Source organism: Agrococcus carbonis (genome assembly GCF_900104705.1).
Lineage (GTDB): Bacteria > Actinomycetota > Actinomycetes > Actinomycetales > Microbacteriaceae > Agrococcus > Agrococcus carbonis.
The window spans coordinates 528995-548828 of the sequence record NZ_LT629734.1; the positions used below are offsets into that span (position 1 = coordinate 528995).

At 73.1% G+C, this 19834-nt stretch carries 19 protein-coding genes; 9 read left to right on the forward strand and 10 right to left on the reverse strand.

The window, feature by feature from the left end; all coding sequences use genetic code 11:
- Positions 1-110 precede the first annotated feature (110 nt).
- The 4 genes from BLT67_RS02570 (at position 111) to BLT67_RS02585 (ending at position 4465) form a co-directional block, all read left to right on the forward strand.
- Entirely contained in the window at positions 111-1529 is a 1419-nt protein-coding gene (locus BLT67_RS02570; protein ID WP_231945546.1) for a sugar transferase, read from the forward strand.
- Positions 1530-1596: 67 nt separating this feature from the next.
- Entirely contained in the window at positions 1597-2928 is a 1332-nt protein-coding gene (locus BLT67_RS02575; RefSeq protein WP_231945547.1) for a glycosyltransferase family 4 protein, read from the forward strand.
- Positions 2925-3785 (forward strand): glycosyltransferase, encoded by an 861-nt coding sequence (locus tag BLT67_RS02580; RefSeq protein WP_092665588.1) that lies wholly within the window; start codon positions 2925-2927, stop codon positions 3783-3785. Before BLT67_RS02575 ends, BLT67_RS02580 begins: the two co-directional genes overlap by 4 nt.
- The gene (locus tag BLT67_RS02585) at positions 3782-4465 is read left to right on the forward strand and encodes a polysaccharide deacetylase family protein (RefSeq protein ID WP_092665589.1); all 684 of its coding nucleotides are present in this window, start codon (positions 3782-3784) and stop codon (positions 4463-4465) included. The genes BLT67_RS02580 and BLT67_RS02585 overlap by 4 nt, the downstream gene beginning before the upstream one ends.
- Here BLT67_RS02585 and BLT67_RS13315 read toward each other — a convergent pair.
- The gene (locus BLT67_RS13315; protein WP_157674118.1) at positions 4382-4894 is read right to left on the reverse strand and encodes a VanZ family protein; all 513 of its coding nucleotides are present in this window, start codon (positions 4892-4894) and stop codon (positions 4382-4384) included. The two genes, BLT67_RS02585 and BLT67_RS13315, sit on opposite strands and share 84 nt — an antisense overlap.
- Positions 4895-5180: 286 nt before the next feature.
- On the opposite strand from BLT67_RS13315, the gene BLT67_RS02595 reads away from it, so the two are divergent.
- Positions 5181-6011, forward strand: coding sequence for a hypothetical protein (locus BLT67_RS02595; RefSeq protein WP_157674120.1), 831 nt, complete (start codon positions 5181-5183; stop codon positions 6009-6011).
- Positions 6012-6041: 30 nt separating this feature from the next.
- Here the strand turns inward: BLT67_RS02595 and BLT67_RS02600 are convergent, their stop codons facing one another.
- The gene (locus BLT67_RS02600) at positions 6042-6941 is read right to left on the reverse strand and encodes a glycosyltransferase family 2 protein (protein WP_092665592.1); all 900 of its coding nucleotides are present in this window, start codon (positions 6939-6941) and stop codon (positions 6042-6044) included.
- On the reverse strand, positions 6938-7876 hold the full coding sequence (locus BLT67_RS02605; protein ID WP_092665593.1) for a GDP-L-fucose synthase family protein: 939 nt from the start codon (positions 7874-7876) through the stop codon (positions 6938-6940). Before BLT67_RS02605 ends, BLT67_RS02600 begins: the two co-directional genes overlap by 4 nt.
- Positions 7877-8028: 152 nt before the next feature.
- Between BLT67_RS02605 and gmd the strand changes: the two genes are divergently transcribed.
- Positions 8029-9027, forward strand: coding sequence for a GDP-mannose 4,6-dehydratase (gmd, locus tag BLT67_RS02610; protein WP_092665594.1), 999 nt, complete (start codon positions 8029-8031; stop codon positions 9025-9027).
- Positions 9024-9995: an O-fucosyltransferase family protein gene (locus BLT67_RS02615; RefSeq protein ID WP_092665595.1), complete on the forward strand. Its 972-nt coding sequence runs from the start codon at positions 9024-9026 to the stop codon at positions 9993-9995. Before gmd ends, BLT67_RS02615 begins: the two co-directional genes overlap by 4 nt.
- Positions 9996-10029: 34 nt before the next feature.
- Here BLT67_RS02615 and BLT67_RS02620 read toward each other — a convergent pair whose 3' ends face one another.
- A complete protein-coding gene (locus BLT67_RS02620; RefSeq protein WP_197674428.1) occupies positions 10030-10683 on the reverse strand; it encodes a hypothetical protein in 654 nt (217 codons plus the stop codon).
- A 109-nt stretch (positions 10684-10792) separates the two neighbouring features.
- Here BLT67_RS02620 and BLT67_RS02625 point away from each other — a divergent pair, with 109 nt between their 5' ends.
- Both BLT67_RS02625 and BLT67_RS02630 read left to right on the forward strand, forming a co-directional pair.
- On the forward strand, positions 10793-11563 hold the full coding sequence (locus tag BLT67_RS02625; RefSeq protein WP_092665597.1) for a hypothetical protein: 771 nt from the start codon (positions 10793-10795) through the stop codon (positions 11561-11563).
- A complete protein-coding gene (locus BLT67_RS02630; protein WP_092665598.1) occupies positions 11560-12885 on the forward strand; it encodes an O-antigen ligase family protein in 1326 nt (441 codons plus the stop codon). The genes BLT67_RS02625 and BLT67_RS02630 overlap by 4 nt, the downstream gene beginning before the upstream one ends.
- Before the next feature lie 25 nt (positions 12886-12910).
- On the opposite strand, the gene BLT67_RS02635 is transcribed toward BLT67_RS02630, so the two are convergent.
- From BLT67_RS02635 to BLT67_RS02660, 6 genes are read right to left on the reverse strand one after another with little or no spacing between them, the layout of a single operon-like run.
- Entirely contained in the window at positions 12911-13762 is an 852-nt protein-coding gene (locus BLT67_RS02635; RefSeq protein ID WP_172801962.1) for a hypothetical protein, read from the reverse strand.
- Positions 13763-15484, reverse strand: coding sequence for an asparagine synthase-related protein (locus BLT67_RS02640; RefSeq protein ID WP_092665599.1), 1722 nt, complete (start codon positions 15482-15484; stop codon positions 13763-13765).
- Between the two features lie 48 nt (positions 15485-15532).
- Positions 15533-15787, reverse strand: coding sequence for an acyl carrier protein (locus BLT67_RS02645; protein ID WP_092665600.1), 255 nt, complete (start codon positions 15785-15787; stop codon positions 15533-15535).
- A gap of 15 nt (positions 15788-15802) precedes the next feature.
- Positions 15803-17029, reverse strand: a complete 1227-nt coding sequence (locus BLT67_RS02650; protein WP_092665601.1) for a pyridoxal-dependent decarboxylase, exosortase A system-associated — start codon at positions 17027-17029, stop codon at positions 15803-15805.
- Positions 17026-18606 (reverse strand): acyl-CoA ligase (AMP-forming), exosortase A system-associated, encoded by a 1581-nt coding sequence (locus BLT67_RS02655; RefSeq protein WP_092665602.1) that lies wholly within the window; start codon positions 18604-18606, stop codon positions 17026-17028. The genes BLT67_RS02650 and BLT67_RS02655 overlap by 4 nt, the downstream gene beginning before the upstream one ends.
- Positions 18603-19790, reverse strand: a complete 1188-nt coding sequence (locus BLT67_RS02660) for a rhamnosyltransferase WsaF family glycosyltransferase (RefSeq protein ID WP_092665603.1) — start codon at positions 19788-19790, stop codon at positions 18603-18605. The genes BLT67_RS02655 and BLT67_RS02660 overlap by 4 nt, the downstream gene beginning before the upstream one ends.
- Positions 19791-19834 lie beyond the last annotated feature (44 nt).

Here is a 19834-nt window from a genome sequence, read left to right on the forward strand (position 1 = left end):
CCTCACCCCAGGCCGTGGCCGGCGCGCGGAGCCGCGGATGGCTCACGGCCGGCGTCGCCGCCCCCGCCCTCGTGCTGCCGGGGGCCAGGTCGCCACGACCCACCTCCACCTTGACCCGCCGCCTCGAGTGGGAGCGGCGGAGCCGCGCACGCCTCGTCGTCGCGGACACCGCGGTCGCGCTCGCCGCGGTCACGACGCTCGCGGCCGCGATGCTCGTCGGCGAGGCCGTCATCGAGGCGCCGGAGCGGGTGCTCGCGGCCCCCGTGCTCACGGCGATGGTCTGGCTCACCGCACTCGCCGCCTTCCACTCGCGCGATGCATCGGTGCTGGGCGCCGGAGCCACGGAGTACCGCCGGGTCGCGCACGCGACGGGACTCGCATTCGCGCTGCTCGCGGTGGGCGCGCTCGCGGTCGACTGGCCGGAGCTGCGCCAGCAGCTGCTCGTCGCGCTGCCGGTCGGCATGCTGGGCCTCCTCCTCGCGCGGTGGCAGTGCCGTCGGTGGCTCGTCGCGAGGCGGCGCGAGGGCGAGTTCGCCTCCCGCACGATCCTCGTCGGCGAGCGCGAGGAGATCGGGTACGTGCTCGAGCGCCTCGATGCCGCGCGCGACCTGACCTTCCACGTCGTGGGCGCCGCCGTGCGGGGCGATCCGGGCGAGCCGCTCGAGCTCCGCGGCAGGGCCGTGCCGGTGCTCCCGACGTCGGCGACGGTCGCCGAGAACGCGGAGCGCATGGGCGCCGACACGGTCATCCTCGCCGCGAGCACCGACGCCGACCCCGAGTACCTCACGCGGCTGCGGCGCCAGCTCGAGGGCACGTGCGCCGAGCTCATCCTCTTCTCGCGCCTCACGGACGTCGCCGGGCCGCGCATCTCGTTCCGACCCGTCGACGGCCTGCCGCTCATCCAGGTGCGCATCCCGACGTTCGACGGCGGCCGGCACGTGCTCAAGCGCGCCCTCGACGTCGTCGTGAGCTCGTGCGCCCTCGTCGCGATCGCGATCGTCGCCGTGCCCATCGCGATCGCGATCGCGCTCGACTCGCCGGGACCCGTGCTGTTCCGGCAGCAGCGCATCGGCCGCGACGGGCAGAGCTTCCCGATGCTCAAGTTCCGCACGATGCACGTGGACGCCGAGCAGCGGCTCGAGGAGCTGCGAGAGCGCAACGAGGGCGCGGGCCCGCTGTTCAAGATGAAGGACGACCCGCGGGTGACGCGCGTCGGCGCGTTCCTCCGTCGCCACTCGCTCGACGAGCTGCCGCAGTTCTGGAACGTGCTGCGCGGCGACATGAGCGTCGTGGGGCCGCGGCCCCCGCTGCCGCACGAGGCGAGCAGCTACGACGAGGTGGTCAAGCGCCGGCTGTACCTGAAGCCGGGCATCACCGGCCTCTGGCAGATCAGCGGCCGGAGCGACCTCACGTGGCAGGACAGCGTTCGGCTCGACCTGCGCTACGTGGAGAACTGGTCGGTCATGGAGGACCTCATGATCATCCTCCGCACCGCTCGCGTCGTGCTGCATCCCTCGGGCGCGTACTGAGATGCGCGCCGCACCGGGCGCGCGCCGGCGCCGACCGGGCGTCGGGCCTCCGCACGTCCTCATCGTGGTGCAGAACCTCCCCGTCCCGCTCGACCGGCGCGTCTGGCTCGAGTGCCAGGCGCTCGTGGCGCGCGGCTACCGGGTGAGCGTCATCTGCCCCCAGGGGCCGGGCGACCCCGCGTTCCGTCGCCTCGACGGCGTCGACATCCACGCCTACGCGCCCGCGCCGGAGGCCGCCGGACTCGTCGGCTACGCGTGGGAGTTCGCGTACAGCTGGATGCGCACTGCGGCGCTGAGCCTGCGGGTCCGGCGGCGCGGCCGGTTCGATGTGCTCCAGGCGTGCAACCCGCCCGACACCTACTGGCTGCTCGCGCGGCTGTGGCGCCCCTTCGGCGTGCGCTTCGTCTTCGACCACCACGACCTGGGCCCAGAGCTGCTCCGGTCGCGGTTCGGGGAGCCCGCGGGGCCCGTGCGCCGGCTCGAGCACCGCGCGCTCCTGTGGCTCGAGCGCCGCTCGTTCCGCGCCGCCGACCGGGTCATCTCGACGAACGAGTCCTACCGCGCGGTCGCGATCGCGCGCGGCGGCAGGCGCCCCGAGGACGTCACCGTCGTGCGCAGCGGCCCCGACACCGATCGGATGCGCCCGGTCGTGCCCGAGCATCCGCTGCCGCCCGACGCCATCGGGCTCGTCTACGTCGGCGTGATGGGCCCGCAGGACGGCGTCGACCAGGTGCTGCTCGTCGTCGACGAGCTCGTCCACCGCCGCGGGCGCACGAACATCACGGCGATGCTGCTGGGCTTCGGGGACTGCCTCGAGGCGCTGCGTGCGCAGTGCGGCGCGCTCGGGCTCGACGCTCACGTCACCTTCACCGGCCGCGTCGACCGCGCGCAGCTCGCCGAGCACCTCAGCCGCGCCCACATCGGGCTCTGCCCCGACCTGAAGACGCCGCTCAACGACGTGTCGACGATGAACAAGACCATGGAGTACATGGCCTACGCCCTGCCGACCGTCGCGTTCGACCTCGCGGAGACGCGCGTCTCGGGCGGCGACACGGTGCTCTACGCGCCCTCCGGCGACGTCAGCGCGTTCGCCGACCACGTCGAGGCGCTCATCGACGACCCGGAGCGGCGGGCCGACCTCGGAGCGGCGGCGCGGGCGCGCGTGCGCGACCACCTCGACTGGCGCCCGCAGGCCGAGGCGTACGTCGGGGTCTTCGACGACCTCACCGGCCACCGCCGCTCGGTCCCCGCGGTGCCCGAGCCGGCGCCGACGACGCACGACGCCGAGGGGCGGCGGTACGTCGACGTCGACGACGCCGCCGAGCTCCGCCGGTTCGTCGTCGCCCGGTCCGCCCCGTCGGCCCCGACCGACGACGCCCGAGCCCGGGTGCCGACATGAGCAGCGTCATCATCGCGGCGCACGACGAGGAGCCCGTGCTCGGCGCATGCCTCGACGCGCTCGCAGCGCAGGCGGATGCGGGGCCGATGCACGTCGTCGTGTCGGCCAACGGCTGCTCGGACGACACCGCAGGCGTCGCCCGGCGGCGCGGCGCGACGGTCGTCGAGCGCGAGGCCGCAGGCAAGCCGGGCGCCCTCAACGCCGGTGACGACGTCGCCGACGGCTTCCCGCGCGTCTACCTCGACGCCGACATCGTCGTGCCGCCCCACGGCGTCGCTCGACTGCTCGAAGCGCTGCGCGACGGCGTGCTCGCGGCCGTGCCGCACCGCATCCTCGACACCGAGGGCAGCCCGCTCCTCGTGCGGGCGTACTGCGCGATCAGCGAGCGGCTGCCGGCGTTCCGCGACGGGCTCTACGGGCGCGGCATGATCGCCGTCTCCGCCGAGGGGCGTGCCCGCTTCGACCGGTTCCCCGACCTGATCGCCGACGACCTCTTCCTCGACGGGCAGTTCGAGGCCTCCGAGAAGCGGGAGGCGAGCGGCGTGAGCGTCGTCGTCCGAGCGCCGCGCACGACGCGCGCGCTGTTCGACCGGCTCGTCCGCGTGCGGCGGGGCAACGCCGAGCTGCGGGCGGCCGCCGCGCGCGGCGCGGTCGCCGCCGCGGTGCGCCCCGCCGACCGGTGGGCGTGGCTGCGCGACGTCGTGCTCCCGCGGCCCTGGCTGCTGCCGGCCGCCGTGGCGTACGTCGGGATGACCGTCGCGGCCGCCGTCGTCGCTCGCCGCGCGTCGCGCGCGGGGACCGCTCGCGCGTGGGGGCACGACGCCACGACGCGCGCTCCAGGGAGGGCAGTCCCGTGAGCGCCGCCCAGCAGCACGCCCGCCGGGCGACGGTCCACCTGTGCTTCCACGGCATCGGCACGTGCGTGGCCGAGCGCGAGCCGGGGGAGGCGCGCTACTGGGTGAGCGCGGATGCGTTCCGCCGCGTCCTCGACGAGGTCGCCGAGCGGCCGTGGGTCGCGCTGAGCTTCGACGACGGCAACCGCTCCGACGTGGAGGTCGCACTGCCCGCGCTGCGGGAGCGCGGCCTGACCGCGACCTTCTTCGCGCTCGCGGGGCGCCTCGAGGATGCGCGGAGCCTCTCGCGGGGCGACGTCCGCGCGCTCGCGGACGCGGGCATGGCCATCGGCTCGCACGGGTGGGACCACGTCTCGTGGCGCAGCCTCACCGACGCCGACGCGCGGCGCGAGCTCGTCGACGCCCGCTCGGCGCTCTCGGAGGCCGCGGGAGCATCCGTCGCCGCTGCGGCGCTGCCGCTCGGCCGGTACGGGCGCGACACCCTCCGCCGGCTGCGCGAGGCCTCCTACGCCGCGGTCTACTCGAGCGACCGCTTCCCCGTGCGCGACTCCGCCTGGCTCCGGGCGCGCTACAGCGTCACCGCCGACGACACGCTCGAGTCAGTGCGCCGCATCCTCGCCGGCAGGCCTCGGCTCGTCACGGCGAGGAATGCGCTCGCGAGCGCGGTCAAGCGGATGCGCTGACGGCGGCTCCGCTGCGGCGGACCGCTCGCGGCGCACCACGAGGCACCAGGCGAGGCCCGCGCCGATCGCGGCGCCGAGCACGTTCGCGGCGAGGTCGCGCAGGCTCGGCTGCCGAGCAGGGATCACGATCTGCGCGAGCTCCGCCGCAGCCGAGAGCGCGAGCGCGAGCGCGATGCCCTGCCAGCGGCGGCGCAGCAGCAGCGTCACCAGGCCGCCGAGCGGCACGAACAGGAGCACGTTGGCGCTGGCCTCCACCCAGCCGTCGCCGAACGCCGCGCCCCCGAGCAGCGAGCGGAGGGCATCGCCGATCGCCTCGACGATGCGGCCGTACCCGACCGGGAGCAGGAGCACGATGACCACGGCGAGCGCGTAGCCGGCGAGGGCGAGCACGACCCAGCGACGGGGGCTCTTGCGAACGCTCGACTCCACCACTAGCCTCCGGGAACCGGGGTGCGCGAGGTGCAGGGCTCCCTCGCGAAGCGTACCCCCGAAGCCGGATGCGCGGATGGCGATGGTCGAGGACGTGCAGCGCGCGGGCGGCCCTCGCGCCCGAGGCCCGAGCGGTGCGCTCCGGACGCTCGCCGTCCTGGCGACCGTCCTCGCCATCGCGCTGGTCGCCCCGGCCTTCCGGGCCGCGCCGGCCGGCGGCGGGGCCACGGCGACGGCGGCGACGCCCGCGGCCGTGGAGGGGGCCGGATCCCCACCGCTCCTCTCCATGCCTGCACCGCGGCCGGGCGGCATCGTGGTGCTCGGCCGCACCTTCCCGAGCGCGACGACGACCGGGGTGCCCCCGGGCACGCTGCTCTCCCCCTACACCGGCCCATGCCTGATCCAGACGCCGGATGTCGTCATCCACGCCAAGGAGGTGCGGTGCGACCTCCGCATCCTCGCGAGGGGCGTGACGATCACCGACTCGCGCATCGAGGGCAGCGTCTACGCCGACTACGTCGACGACATCGGCTCGTTCACGATCACCGACAGCACCGTCGACGCCGGCCAGGTCGTGCGGACGGGGATCGGCGATGCGCACTTCACCGCGACACGCGTCGAGGTCGTCGGCGGCAACCGCTCGATCAACTGCTACTCGGACTGCACCGTGCGGCACTCGTACGTGCACGGCCAGCTCCACGACGCATCCGGCACGCACCACGAGTCCGGCATCCGCGTCAACCACGAGAGCACTGTGATCGGGAGCACGATCGCGTGCGACGCGCCCGACGTGCCGCCGGATGCAGGGTGCTCGGCGGCGCTGACGGGCTACCCCGACTTCGACCCGATGCACGACGTCACGATCGACGGCAACCTCATCCGGGCGGGCTCGGGCGGCTACTGCGCGTACGGCGGCGGCACCGAGGGCAAGGCCTTCTCAGGTCACACGCGCGACATGCGCTTCACCGACAACGTGTGGGAGCGCGGCACCGAGCCGGGTCAGGACGGCGGCTTCGTCTGCGGCTACTGGGGACCGATCGCCTCGTTCGACGCGGACGCCCCGGGCGCGGTGTGGAGGGGCAACGTCTACGACGACGGCACGCCCGTGACACCGTGAGCGCGAGCGCCGATCGGCCTCTACGGCGAGTCAGCGCGGCACGAGCCGCCGGCGCAGCCCGAGCTGGCGCGGCCGCGCGGAGGGTCGCAGCAGCGCGCGCACCGTCGGCCACGAGTCGTGCGTGCCCAGGAGCGCACGCCGGAGCTCGATCGCGACGCTCAACCCGAAGTAGAGCCCGCCCCGCAGCGGACCGGTGCGCCGGCGGTACACGCGCACGCGGTTGAGGATCTTCATCGTGTGCGTGAGCGAGCTCTCGCCGGATCCCCCGCCGACGTGCACCGCCCCCGCATCGGGCGTGTAGCGCGTCGACCAGCCCGCGTCGCGCGCCCGCAGGCAGAAGTCGGTCTCCTCGGAGTAGAGGAAGAAGGACTCGTCCAAGCCGCCGAGCGCCGCGTAGCACTGCCGGTCGACGAGCAGGATCGCGCCGACGGCCCAGTCGACGTCGTGCTCGACGAGGTACTCGTCCGGGTCCTCGACCCGCTCGCTGAACGCATCCAGGCCCGTGAAGCTCAGCCCGCCCACGCGCGCGAGCGTCGGCCGTCGCCGGATGGTCGGCGACAGCCTGCCGTCGGCCTCCCGCACGCGCGGCGCGACGATGCCGACGCCGGGGCGCTCGAGCACCGCGAGCATCGCGGGCACGGACCCGGGGTCGAGCGTCGCATCCGGGTTGAGGATCAGGATCGAGCGCGCCTCGCCGGCGGCGGCGACCGCGCGGTTGATGCCTGCGGCATACCCGACGTTGGTCGAGCGGACGACGATGCAGTCCGTCCTGGCGCCGAGCACGTCGAGCGTGCCGTCGGTCGACCCGTTGTCGACGACGACGAGCGAGTGGTCGAGGCCGCCCATCGCCGCCGGGACGCTGTCGAGCAGCCCGTCGATGTCGCGCTCGCTGTTGTAGGTCACGACGACGGCGGCGACGGCGGGGATCATGCCCGGTGCTCGAGGAACCAGCGGTAGGTCGACGCGATGCCCTCCTCGAGGCCGATCGACGGCCGCCACCCGAGCTCCTCGAGGCGGCTGACGTCGAGCAGCTTGCGAGGCGTGCCGTCCGGCTTCGAGGCGTCCCAGTCGACCGGGCCGTCGAAGCCGACGGCATCGGCGACGAGCCGCGCGAGCTCGCGGATCGACACGTCGGCGCCGACGCCGACGTTGATCGTCTCCGCGCTGTCGTAGTGCTCGAGCAGGTGGTGGACGGCATCTGCCAGGTCGTCGACGTGCAGGAACTCGCGTCGCGGGGTTCCGCTCCCCCACAGGCGCACTGCCCCGCCGTCGACCTTCGCGTCGTGGAACTTCCGGATCATCGCCGGCAGCACGTGCGAGCGCACGAGGTCGAAGTTGTCGCCCGGGCCGTAGAGGTTCGTGGGCATCGCCGAGATCCAGCGCCGCCCGTACTGCGAGCGATAGGCCTTGATCGCCTCGATGCCGGCGATCTTCGCGATCGCGTAGGCGGCGTTCGTCGGCTCGAGCGGTCCCGTCAGCAGCGAGCGCTCGGCGATGGGCTGCGCTGCCTCCTTCGGGTAGATGCACGACGACCCCAGGAACAGCAGGCGGTCGACGTCGGCGGCGTGGGCCGCCTCGAACAGGTTCGTCTGGATGCGGAGGTTGTCGTTGAGGAACTCGACCGGTTCGGTCGCGTTCGCCATGATGCCGCCGACGCGGGCCGCGGCGATCACCACGACGTCCGGCGACGCCTCGCGCACGGCGTCCATCGTCGCTCGCGCGTCCCGCAGGTCGAGCTCGGACGACCGCCAGCCGACGAGGTCGGAGAAGCCGCGCGCCTCGAGGTCGCGCCAGATCGCGGAGCCCACGAGGCCGCCGTGGCCGGCGACGTAGACGCGCGCGTCGCGATCGAGGGTCTCGTCCATGGCTCCGCCTCCCGATGAGCGCCGTTGCTGGCTCATCGTAATGGCGCTGTTCCCAGGGCGCGACGGTTGGGTAGAGTGCAGCAACCTCTGCGGATCACGGCAGTGCGATGCTCGAGAGCGCGAGGGATGGCATCGCACGACGGGGGGCTGGCATGGACGCTGGCAGGGTCGCACTGATCACGGGGATCACGGGCCAGGACGGCTCCTACCTCGCCGAGCTGCTGCTCGACAAGGGCTACACTGTGCACGGGCTCATCCGCCGTGCCTCGACGTTCAACACGTCGCGCATCGACCACCTCTACCGCGACCCGCACGACGAGGAGGCGCGCCTCTTCCTCCACTACGCCGACCTCTCCGACGGCTCGCGCCTCGTGACCCTCATCGAGCGCGTGCGACCCGACGAGATCTACCACCTCGCGGCGCAGTCGCACGTGCGCGTCTCGTTCGACGAGCCCGAGTTCACCGGGGACGTCACGGGCATCGGCACGACGCGCATCCTCGAGGCGATCCGCGAGTCGGGGCTGCCCACGCGGTTCTACCAGGCCTCGAGCTCGGAGATGTTCGGCGCTACGCCGCCGCCTCAGAGCGAGACGACCCCCTTCTACCCGCGATCGCCGTACGGCGCGGCGAAGCTCTACGCCTACTGGATGACGCGCAACTACCGCGAGGCGTACGACATGTACGCGGTGAACGGGATCCTCTTCAACCACGAGTCGCCCAGGCGCGGCGAGACGTTCGTCTCGCGGAAGATCACCATGGCGGCGGCGCGGATCGCCTCGGGCCGCCAGGACGTCCTCTACCTCGGGAACCTCGACGCTGCGCGCGACTGGGGGTACGCGAAGGAGTACGTCGAGGGCATGTGGCGCATGCTCCAGGTCGACGAGCCCGACGACTACGTGATCGCGACCGGCACGTCGTACACCGTGCGCGACTTCCTCGACTTCGCGTTCGGCCACGTCGGCCTCGACTGGCAGGACCACGTGCGGTTCGACGAGCGGTACCTGCGGCCGACCGAGGTCGACGCCCTCGTGGGCGATGCGAGCAAGGCCGAGCGCGTGCTCCACTGGAAGCCGCAGACGCACACGCCCGATCTCGCCCGGCTCATGGTCGACGCCGACCTCGCGCGCATCGCGGAGGCGCAGCGGCTATGACCGCGACACCCGAGCGGGTCCTCCTCATCAAGGCGAAGGGCGGGCTCGGCAACCGCATGCTCTCCGCGTGCACGGGCCTCGTGCTCGCGGAGCTCACGGGTCGCACCGCCGTCATCGACTGGCGCGACGGCGACTACCTGCCGCTCGGCGATGACGCGTACCCCGCGCTCTTCGACGGCCCGGGCGGGCACGTCGCTGCCGAGTTCGACGACCGGGTCGACGTGGCCCCGGCCCTCTGGCGCGGCCGCCTCGACGAGCACCCGTTCCAGATCATCGACGACCGATTCCCCGGCGAGCACAGCAGCCCCTTCGTCTACCGCAGGCTCTCGATCGACCTCGCGCATCCCGACGTGCCCGAGCCGATCGCGGTCTTCTGGTCGTACCTCCCGAAGATGGCCCGCATCCGTCGCCGCGCGAGCCGCGCCCCCGCGTTCCGGGGCATGGGGCACGAGCAGCTGACGAGGTGGGCGCTCGAGCGGTGGTTCCGTCCGAACGCGCGCGTGCGATCGGCGCTCGAGCGGCTCTTCCCCGACGATGCGCGGCCGCGCATCGGCGTGCACATCCGCTACACCGACCGGAAGGTGTCGCTCGACCGCGTCTTCCGCGAGACCCGAAGGCTGCGCGAGCGCGCCCCCGACGCTCGGATCTTCCTCGCGACCGACAACGCGGCCGTGCAGGCGCGGTTCCGCGAGGCGTTCGACGACGTGCTCGTCATCGAGAAGGCCCTCGGCGCGGACGACCGGTCGCTGCATCAGCAGACCGAGACCGACGATCCGCTCCGCGAGGCCGAGAACGCCCTCGTCGACATGTGGGGGCTGGCCGGCTGCCACTGGCTCGTCCACTCGCGCCACTCGACGTTCTCGGTCGCGGCGGCGCTCATCGGCGGCATCCCGAGGTCGCGGCAGCGCGACGTCGACCGGTGGAACCCGAGGGTCGTCGGCAAGCGCTGGGTGCAGACCTGGGCCTAGCCGCGGCTGACCTGGTCGTGCGCGAGACGCGGCGTCAGCGCAGCGGTCGAGGCGCGCGAGCCGCGTGGCGCGGAGCGCGCCGCGCCGGGAGCGGGGCGACCGCGGCCGCCCGCCTGCGGCGATCGAGCACCTGCACGCACGCGAGCGTCAGCCCGATGCCGAGCGCGGCGGTCATCGCGAGCGCGCGGACGCGACTTCCCGTCACATGCTGGATGACGGGCGCCTCGGGCGACTCGATCACGGTGATCCGCGACGCCGGCGCGACGCCGTAGCGCGCTTGCAGCGACTCGAGCGTCGCGGCCACCTCGCGCACCAGCTCCTCCTGCTGCGCCGCGACGGCTTCGGCCGTGGGCGCAGCGACCTCGAGCACGAGGCGCTGCGTCGCGAAGTTCGTCGCCCACTGGCCGCCCGTGTCGGGCAGCCGCAGCGACCAGCCCTCGTCGACCCCGAGCCCGACGAGCGTCACCTCCGGCGACGCGTACTTCGGCAGCCGCGCGGGACCGACGACCGCCCGCGCCACTGCTCCCGCGGTCATGGTGATCGAGTCCGACTGCGTGCCGATCGCGTTCGGGCGGTCGTCGCTCGTCGGCGCGAGGAAGATGAGCTCGGTGCGCGAGTAGTGCACGCCGTCCTGCTGGGCGACCGCTGCGCCCGCGACAGCCGTCAGGATCGCGCCGATGACCACCACGGGCCATGCGCGCCAGCACGCTCGGATCAGTTCCCAGAGAGACATGGTCGTGTGGCATACACTAACGCTGCCCCGGCTGTCGGTGAAGATGGTGCGGAGAGGATCTGACATGGTGCGCGACGTGATCCGAGTGCTGGTCCGCCGCTGGTACGTCGTGCTCCTCGGCCTCCTGCTCACCGCGGGCCTCGCGTACGGCGCGGTCGCCGCGACGCCCCCCGAGTTCAAGTCGCGCGCGCTCGTGCTGCTGCTGCCGTCCGCCGACGCCGTGGAGGAGATCGGCAACCCGCTGCTCGCCCTCAGCGGCCTCGAGCAGCCCGCGAGCCTCGTCGTCGCCCAGATCATGAGCAACCCCGAGCGGGAGGCCGTCGAGCGGCGCTCGGCGACCGCCGACTACTTCGTCGCCCTCGACAGCAGCGTGCGCGGCCCCGTCATCCTCGTCGAGGTGAACGACGTCACCGCCGCGCAGAGCCTCGCGACGCTCGAGTACCTGAAGGGGCGGATCTCCGACGAGCTCGCGCGCCTCCAGGCAGAGGTGGACGCCCCTGACGACTCGATCATCCGATCGATGGAGCTCACGACCGACGTGACCGCGACCGAGGATCTCAGCACCACGATCCGCAACGCCATCGCGGCCGTCGCGGTCGGACTCGCGGCCACCGGGTTCCTCGCCTTCGGCGTCGACGGGCTCATCACCCGCCGCTCGGCGCGGGAGCCGGCGCTCCCCCGTGCGGAGGGCGCCGCGAATGACCTGTCGGGCGATCGGGCCGGCCGCGTTCCGGCCGTCCCGAAGGAGCCCGCCGACGCTGCGCCGGCGCAGCAGGACGAGGAGGCGGCCCAGGCGCCGGAGCCGTCACCGGCGCGGACCGGCCGCGCTCGATGACGACTGCCGTCCGGCGCCTCCGACCGCCCACGACGGCGATCGACGCCGTCGGCTGGCTGACGCTCTACCTCGTCCTGCTCTTCTTCGTGCCGTCGCGGTTCGTGATCGGCCAGCTCGGCAGCGCCGGCGCGCCGTCGATGCTGTTCGGGCTCGGGAGCCTCGCGCTCTGGGTCTTCATGTTCGTCGGCGGGCTGCGACGACCTGCCGGGAGCGCGCAGCCCGTCCGGATCGCCCTCGGCGTGCTGCTGCTCTGCGTCGGCATCAGCTACGTGCTCGCGATGGCCGGCCCGATGAGCGCCGACGAGGTGAGCCCGGCGGATGTCGCGCTCCTCACCCTCGCGTCGTGGGCGGGCACGCTGCTGCTCACCCACGACACGACCTTCGAGCGCGACCGGCTCGACACGCTCGTCTGGCGACTCGCGGTCTGCGGCGGGCTCATCGCGCTGCTCGGCATCGTGCAGGTCGTCACGCGCGAGCTCTGGGTCGACCAGCTGACGATCCCGGGGCTCGCGAGCTCGCCGGGCTACGACCTGAGCGGGCGCGGCGGCTTCCCTCGACCCGCCGGAACGTCCATCCACCCGATCGAGTACGGCATGCTCCTCGCGATGCTGCTGCCGCTCGTCCTCCACGTCGGGTTCCACCACGTGCACCGCGGCCGCCTCGTCCGGTGGCTGCCCGCGCTCGCCGTCGTCGCCGTCATCCCCGTGACGTCGTCGCGCTCGGCGTACCTGGGCGCGCTCCTCGCGCTCGGCGTCTGCGTCATCGGCTGGGCGACGAGGCGCCGGCTCCTCGCAGCCGGGGTCGGCGCCGCGGGCCTGCTCGCGATGCTCGTCGTGACCCCGAACCTCTTCAATGCCACCGTGGGACTCTTCGTGGGCGCCGCCGACGATCCCAGCGTCACGTCTCGCGTCGAGAGCCTTCCGATCGCCGGTGACTTCATCGCCCGCTCGCCGCTGTTCGGGCGCGGCCTCGGCACGTTCCTCCCCAAGTACCGCATCTTCGACAACCAGTACCTCGTGCTGCTCGTCACGATCGGCATCGTGGGCACGCTCGCGTTCCTCGCGCTCGGCGTCACGACCGCCGTCGTCATGCTGCGGCTCCGCTGGATCGTGGCCGACGAGGCCACCCGCGACCTCGCGCTCTCGCTCGCCGCCGCAGTATGCGCCGGGTTCGCGTGCCTCGTCATGTTCGACGCGTTCTCGTTCCCGATGGCGACGGGCACGCTCTTCCTCATCCTGGGCATCGCGGGAGCCCTGTGGAAGCTCGAGCGCGGCCCGACGGCCGCACCGTTCGGGCGGCGTGTGGTGCGCAGCCCGCGCTAGTGAGGCTCGCCCGGGAAGACCGCGCTCACCACTCGAGCGCGACGAGCTCGCTGTAGAGGTAGTCGATGCTCGTGGATGCGAGCGCGCTGCTCTTGAACATCTTCGGTCGGGTGCGCGGGAGCGCCACGGTGCCCGGCGGTGGGTCCCCGACGACCCTCCGCTCGAGGAGCGTCACCGCGATCCCGTGGTGCAGCAGCAGGTGCGCACCGACGTCGCGGACCGCCCGCCGGAACAGGTCCGGGTTCGAGACGTGCAGGATCGAGGCGAATGCACGCACGCGCTTGCGCCGGTCGCGCCGGAAGATGATGTAGCACTGCTCCTCGCCCGAGAGCACGATGAGGTGCCGCGCGGCGGCGGCGGCGCGGTGATCCGCCCACACGCGCCGCTCGGCGCCCGACAGCGCGGCGTCGATCCGATCCGGATCTCCCGTGACGCGCACGCCGAGCGTCCTCCACGGCAGGTTCGGCATCGCCGATGCCGACGTGTCGAGCTCCGTGAACCCCATCGCGCGGTCGAGCGCCACCACGCTCCCGCTCGGCGACAGATCCGTGAAGTGGTAGCCGCGCATCCGCACGAGCGCCATCGCGAGCCGCAGCCCCTCGGCGCGATGCTCCTCCCGCACGCACCAGGCACCGAGGTTGCAGAAGCGCTCGGCGTGGCCGTCGACCTCCCGCTCCGAGAAGTAGGCCAGGTACGCGCCGACGATGTCCCCTTCGGCCCGCAGCAGGAACCCGTGATGCGGCGCCGCGTCGCTCCAGCGCATGCGCAGTGCGCGAGCCCATTGCTCGGGCGCCACCCGACGATTGTGGTGGTCGTGCATGAATCGCGAGACCGCCTCGATGTCGGCGTCGGCGATGGGGGCGAGCGCGACCTCCATTCAGCGCCCCTCGGCAGCGACCGCGAGGTTGGTCAGCAGCGCGACCGAGCTCGGCCGAGGCTCGTGCGCGCCGTCGAGCACTGCGGCGACCCAGCGCTCGGACACGAACGGCTCGCGGACGACGCCGTCGAGGATTGCGGGGTGCGCTCGCCAGTGGGCGACGACCTTCGCGGCGAGCTCCTCGCCCCCAGCCGGCGCTCGACCGCGGTGCCGCAGCCGCTGCGCTGCCTTCCTCGCGAGCCTCCTCGCGGTGCGATAGGTGCCCGCGACGCCTTCCCACGCGGAGGGCTCGGCGTAGGACGCGGGCGCGGGTCGCCCCTCGAGCGGAAGTCGGCCGAGCTCGGGGTCGAGCGCCATCTGCAGCCGCGCGAGGAACCGCGCGTTCGCCTTCTCCCGCGGGGGCAGTCCCGACACGATGGCGAGGAAGTCGCGGTCGAGCATCGGGTTGACGACGACGCGCTGGTCGCTGACGGCGATGTCGGTCGCCCCTGCCCACCGTTGCATGCGGTGGCGCAGGTACAGCGCGTCCGTCGCCCGGAACCACTCGTCGCCGCCGCGACGGAGCGCGTCGTGCACTTCGTCCACGGCGCGCTCCCGGGCCCAATCGGCGAACTCAGCGGTCAGCAGCCCCGGCTCGACCGCTTCGTTGACGAACAGCTTCCAGTCAGCGAGCCGCGCGGCGTCCTTCCGCTCGTACGTGCGGTCGTCGACGTCCCCGACGTAGTAGAACCCCCGGGCGACCTCCCCGCCCAGCCCGGAGATGCGCACACCCTGCGCGAACGCCCGCTCGGCGTTCCGCTGCGCTGCCAGTGCGACGGGATCCGTCATGCAGTCGAGCCGGGTCGCCTCCGCCCGGCACGACGCCCACGCGTCCTCGGGCGAGAGATCGTCGAGCCCGGCGAATCCGTGGACCTCGTGCTCGATGCCGAAGCGCCGCGCGATGTCGCGCGCGACGGCGACGTCGCCGGCACCCGGGACGTCGAGCGTCATGGCGTGCAGCCCTCGGCGTCGTTCGGGCGGGATCGCGCTCAGCAGCAGGCGCGAGTCCATGCCGCCGGTGAGCTGGAGCACCGCATCCGGATGCTCGTCGAGCAGCCGCTCGAGCGAGCGTCGCAGGATGCCCGCCGCGTGCGGCACGGCAGCGTCGTCGGTGGGGTTCGCCGCGTCGGCATCGGCGGCGAGCGACAGCCCGTCGGCCGTGAGCGATGCGGATGCGCTCGGCGGGAGCTTCCGGACGCCGTCGAAGAGCGTCCGGGATGCCAGCTGCCAGCCGAGCTGCGACTGCACCGCGACGCCGACCGGATCGAACCCGGCGGCGACGCGCTCGGCGATCAGGAGCGCGGAGGTCGAGAGCATGACGGACCCGGGACCGTCATGGGCGAACACGTGCTCGAAGCCCATCCAGTCCCCCGAGAACCGCAGGGTGCCGCCGGACGCCTGGATCGCCCCGAAGGGCGGCAGCAGATCGTGGAGGAGCGCAGGATCGACCGCCATCGCGTCGGCGATCTCGCCGCCGTCCAGCGCGCCGTCGCGACGCCGCGCGACCCTCGAGACGACGAAGGTCCGACGGCCCTCGTGCCCGTCGTCGACCGCGGGCCGGCCCCATAGCGAGAGCGAGATGGCCTCGAATCGTTCATGCGCCGCGCCGTCCGGCACGCCGGCGACGGGTTCCGCACCGCCGAGCGTCGCGAGGAACCCGGTGCGGAGCGCGGACGGCATCATGCGCGCCGCCCGCGGCGCGATCTGACGGCATCCTTCGTCATCGCCGGCTCAGTCCGCGAGCTTCTGCTCCACGAAGTCGGTCAGGCTGCCCACCGTGCCGAACAGCTCCGGACCGAACTCGTCGTCGTCGATCGTGATGTCGAACCGCTCCTCGATCGCGGCCACGAGCTGCACGACCCCGAAGGAGTCGAGCTCGGGCAGCGCACCGAGCAGCGGCGTGTGCGCCCCCAGATCCTCGGGCGGCACCGTGAGCTCGAGCGTCTCGATGAGGGTGTCGCGGATGGCGTCGATCGTCGCGGTCATGGGTTCCTCGTTCCGTCAGACGAGCGCTTCCATCGGGGCGGCGTGCCCGAGGAAGGCCGTGGGGCTCGCGGTGAGCCCGTAGGCGCCCGCTTGGAAGACCACGACGAGATCCCCGATCTCGGCGCGGGGGAGCTCGAGCGCGTCGCCGAGCAGGTCGAGCGGTGTGCACAGGCACCCGACCACGGATGCGGTCTCGCTCGCCGCGCGCTCGGCGCGATTGCCGACGATGACCGGGTAGTTGCGCCGGATCGCCTGCCCGAGGTTCCCGGATGCCGCGAGCTGGTGGTGCATGCCGCCGTCGACCACGAGGTAGGTGGTGCCTCGGGAAACTTTGCGGTCGAGGACGCGGGTGACGTACACGCCGCACTCGCCCACGATGTAGCGGCCGAGCTCGATCACGGGTGCGGCTTCGGGCAGGTGCGGCGCGATGACGTCGTCCACGAGCGTGTGGAGCGCCGCGCCGACGGCGGCGAGGTCGAGCGGCCGGTCGCGCTCGACGTAGGGGATGCCGAAGCCGCCCCCGAGGTTCAGGTAGCGCACCGGACGCTCGAGCGCAGACGCGAGCTCGAGGACGAGCGCGACCGTGCTGCGCTGCGCCTCGGCGAGGATCTCGGCGCTGAGGTTCTGCGAGCCCGCGAAGACGTGGAACCCGACGACGTCCATCCCGGCGCCGGCGCAGTGGCGCAGCACCCGCGGCACCTCCTCGGCGTCGATGCCGAACTGCTGCGGACCCCCACCCATCCTCATGCCCGATCCGCGCACGGCGAAGGGAGGGTTCACGCGGATGGCGACGCTCGGGGCGACGCCGAGCGCATCGGAAGCCGCGAGCACGCGATCGATCTCGGTGCGGGACTCGACCTCGATCAGCACTCCCGACGCGACGGCCCGGGCGATCGCGTCGGGATGCTTCCCCGGCCCGGCGAAGCTGATCCGACTCGCGTCGAGCCCGGTGTCGAGCGCGGTCCGCATCTCGAGCGCCGACGCGACGTCGATGCGGTCGGTGCGCAGCGCCAGGTGCTGCACGAGCGCGGGCATGGGATTGGCCTTCATCGCATAGCTCAGCTCGATCGAGGGCGGCAGCGCTGCCCGGAGCGCATCCACGCGCTGGTCGAGCAGACCGCGGTCGTAGGCGAAGAACGGCGTGGACCCGACCGCCGCGGCGAGCAGGCTCAGCGGCTTGCCCCCGACCCGCAGCTCGCCGGCGACCGTGCCGAACGCGGCGACGTGCTCCTCGGCCCTCATCGCGCCGCCTCCGCTCTGATGAGCGCCCGGTCGTACTTGCCGTTCGGCGACCGGGGCATCGCATCCCGCAGCACGACCTCCGACGGAACCATGTAGAGCGGGAGCAGCGTGCGCATCGCCCGCAGCACCGCGCCGGCGTCCGTTCCCTGCCCCGAGGCTGAGGCGACGAGCACGATCCGCTGCCCGAGGCTCGCGTCGGCGACGCCGATCGCGACCGCGTCGCGGACGAGGCCGGTCGCGAACGCTGCCTCCTCGATCTCCGTCGGGCTCACTCGGTAGCCGGAGGTCTTGATCATGTCGTCGCGACGGCCGACGAAGTAGAGGAATCCGTCCTCGTCCGCGACGACGGTGTCTCCGGACCACACCGCGCGCTCGGGCGCGCGCCACCCCGCATCCCCCTGGTCGACGGGCCTGAAGCGCTCCGCGGTCCGGTCGGCGTCGTTCCAGTAGCCGAGGCTGACGAGCGCACCTCGGTGGACGAGCTCTCCCTCCTCGCCTGCCGCGCACCTCGAACCGTCCGGACGGAGGACAAGGATCTCGGCATTCGGTATCGCCTTCCCGATCGACTCGGGTCGCCGGTCGATCTCGGCGGGGTCGAGGTACGTCGAGCGGAAGGCCTCGGTCAGTCCGTACATGAGGAACGGCCTCGCCTCCGGGAACGTCGCGCGCAGCCGGTCGAGCAGCGCGCGCGGCATCCGGCCACCGGTGTTCGCCCAGTACCGCAGCCGGTGCGCGGTCGCCTCGGGCCACGTCGCCTCGACGAGCTGCACCCAGAGCGGCGGCACGCCGGTGATCGCCGTGACGCCGTGGCGCTCGCACACCCTCGGCACCTCGCGCGCGAGCAGGTAGTTCAGCAGGATCACGTGCGCGCCGACCGCGAACGCCGTCGTGACCTGGCTGAGCCCCGCGTCGAAGCTCAGCGGCAGCAGGCTCAGGATGACGTCGTCGGCGGTCTGCTCGAGATAGGCGCTCACGCTCTCGGCTCCGGCGATGAGGTTCCGGTGGCTGAGCACGACGCCCTTCGGGCTGCCCGTGCTCCCCGAGGTGTAGAGGATCGCGGCCGCGTCGAGGTCGATGGCACCCGACCGGGGCGCCTCGGCGCCGGCGCCGCTGCCCCACGCGTGCACTGCGAACCGCGCGCCGACCGGGCCGGAGCCGTCCACGAGCACGACGTCGCGGACCCCCGCGTCGACGACCGCCTCGACGAGCACCGGCAGGCGATGGGCCGACGTCACGAGCAGCCGCGCGCCGCTGTCCCGGAGGATGTGCCGCACCTGTGCAGGCTTCAGCACCGGGTTGATCGGCACGAAGAGGCCGCCGACGACCGAGGCTGCGAAGATCGCCGCGACCGTCTCGATGCGCTTCTCGAGGTAGATGGCGACCCGGTCGCCGCGCCGGACGCCCGCGGCGGCGAGCCCGCAGGCCGCGTCGCGGACGATGCGCCACAGGTCGCCGTAGGTGACCGATGTCTCGCCGAACGTGAGCGCGGGAGCCGACGGGGTGCGCTCGGCCGCCTGCTCGAGCAGGTGATGGAGATTGGTGCGCGCGATGGGCGCGCGGAGGGTCGCCGCACTCATGAGCCGTACACCTCCTGCTCGATGAGCCGCACGACCGCGTCCTTGGTCGGCTCCCAGGAGCGTTCCACGATCGACGCCGCCGCCCGCGCGGCTCGGCCGGCGACGTCCGGCACCGACACCGCGTCGCTCAGCGCGCCGGCGAGGGCGGCCGCCGTCGGCGCCGCCCACCGCACGTGCGGGTTCGGGAGCACGAGATGCGCGAGCGCGAGCTCGTTCACGACCGGGATGTTGCCGGCTGCGAGCATCTCCTCGGCGACGAGCGTGATGTTCGTGAACGACATCGCGAGCCCCGAGATCGTGCGGCCGTAGAGGTCGTTGAGCTCGGGCACGCTCATCCGCCCGTGGAAGGTGACGGGGATGCCGATGCCCCTGGGACGGAGTCCGTAGACGTGGATCTCCTGGTCGGGGTGCATGCGGTGGAACTGGCGGAGCGCGGCGACGGCGAGCTCGTATCCCCGCCGCGGCGCGCCGGGCCGGCAGTAGAAGACGACCCCGCTCCGCGGCACCGGCGGCGACGGCGGCCGGTACGCCGCGGAGTCGCAGCCGAACGGCACGACGTCGCTCTCGATCCCGGTCGCCTCCCGGATCATCCCATCGAGCATCGCACCCAGGGCGATGCGCCGGAACGGCAGCCGATAGGTCATCGCGGCGAGCTCGTACGAGGCGCCGTGCCCGTAGAAGTACGGCTCGAAGTCCTGGATGAAGTACAGGCGCCGCATCGGCTGGCGCGCGTACCGCACGATGACGTGCGCCGTCTCGAACGACGTGGCCACGACGGCGTCGACGTCGTCGATGCCGGCGCGGGCGTCGCGCACGTCGACGCCCGCGGCCGGCCAGTGGCGGCGGATGCGGTCGCCGAGCTCGTCGACGTCGACACCGTACTTGTCGTAGACGAACGCGGTCAGCCGATGCCCCCGCGCCCGGAGGGCCTCGACCATGCGGAAGACGGTCGTGTGCCCGCCTGATCCGGCGCCCGGCGGGGTCATGACCCAGCCGATCCGCGCCGCTCGGCCGCGCGCGAGAGGCTCGGTCGGCTCGGGGAGCCGGGCGGGCACGTCGAGCAGGATGTCGTCGTAGTCGAGGTTGAAGCTCATCGCGGCGGCGTCCGTCGCCTCGTAGGCGCGCATCGCGAGCCGCTGAGCGATGCCCGCCGGACCGACCGCGAGCGCACGGCGGACCTTCACCTCGAGCGGCGAGCGCGGACGCGCTCTTCCCGCGCCCGACGGAC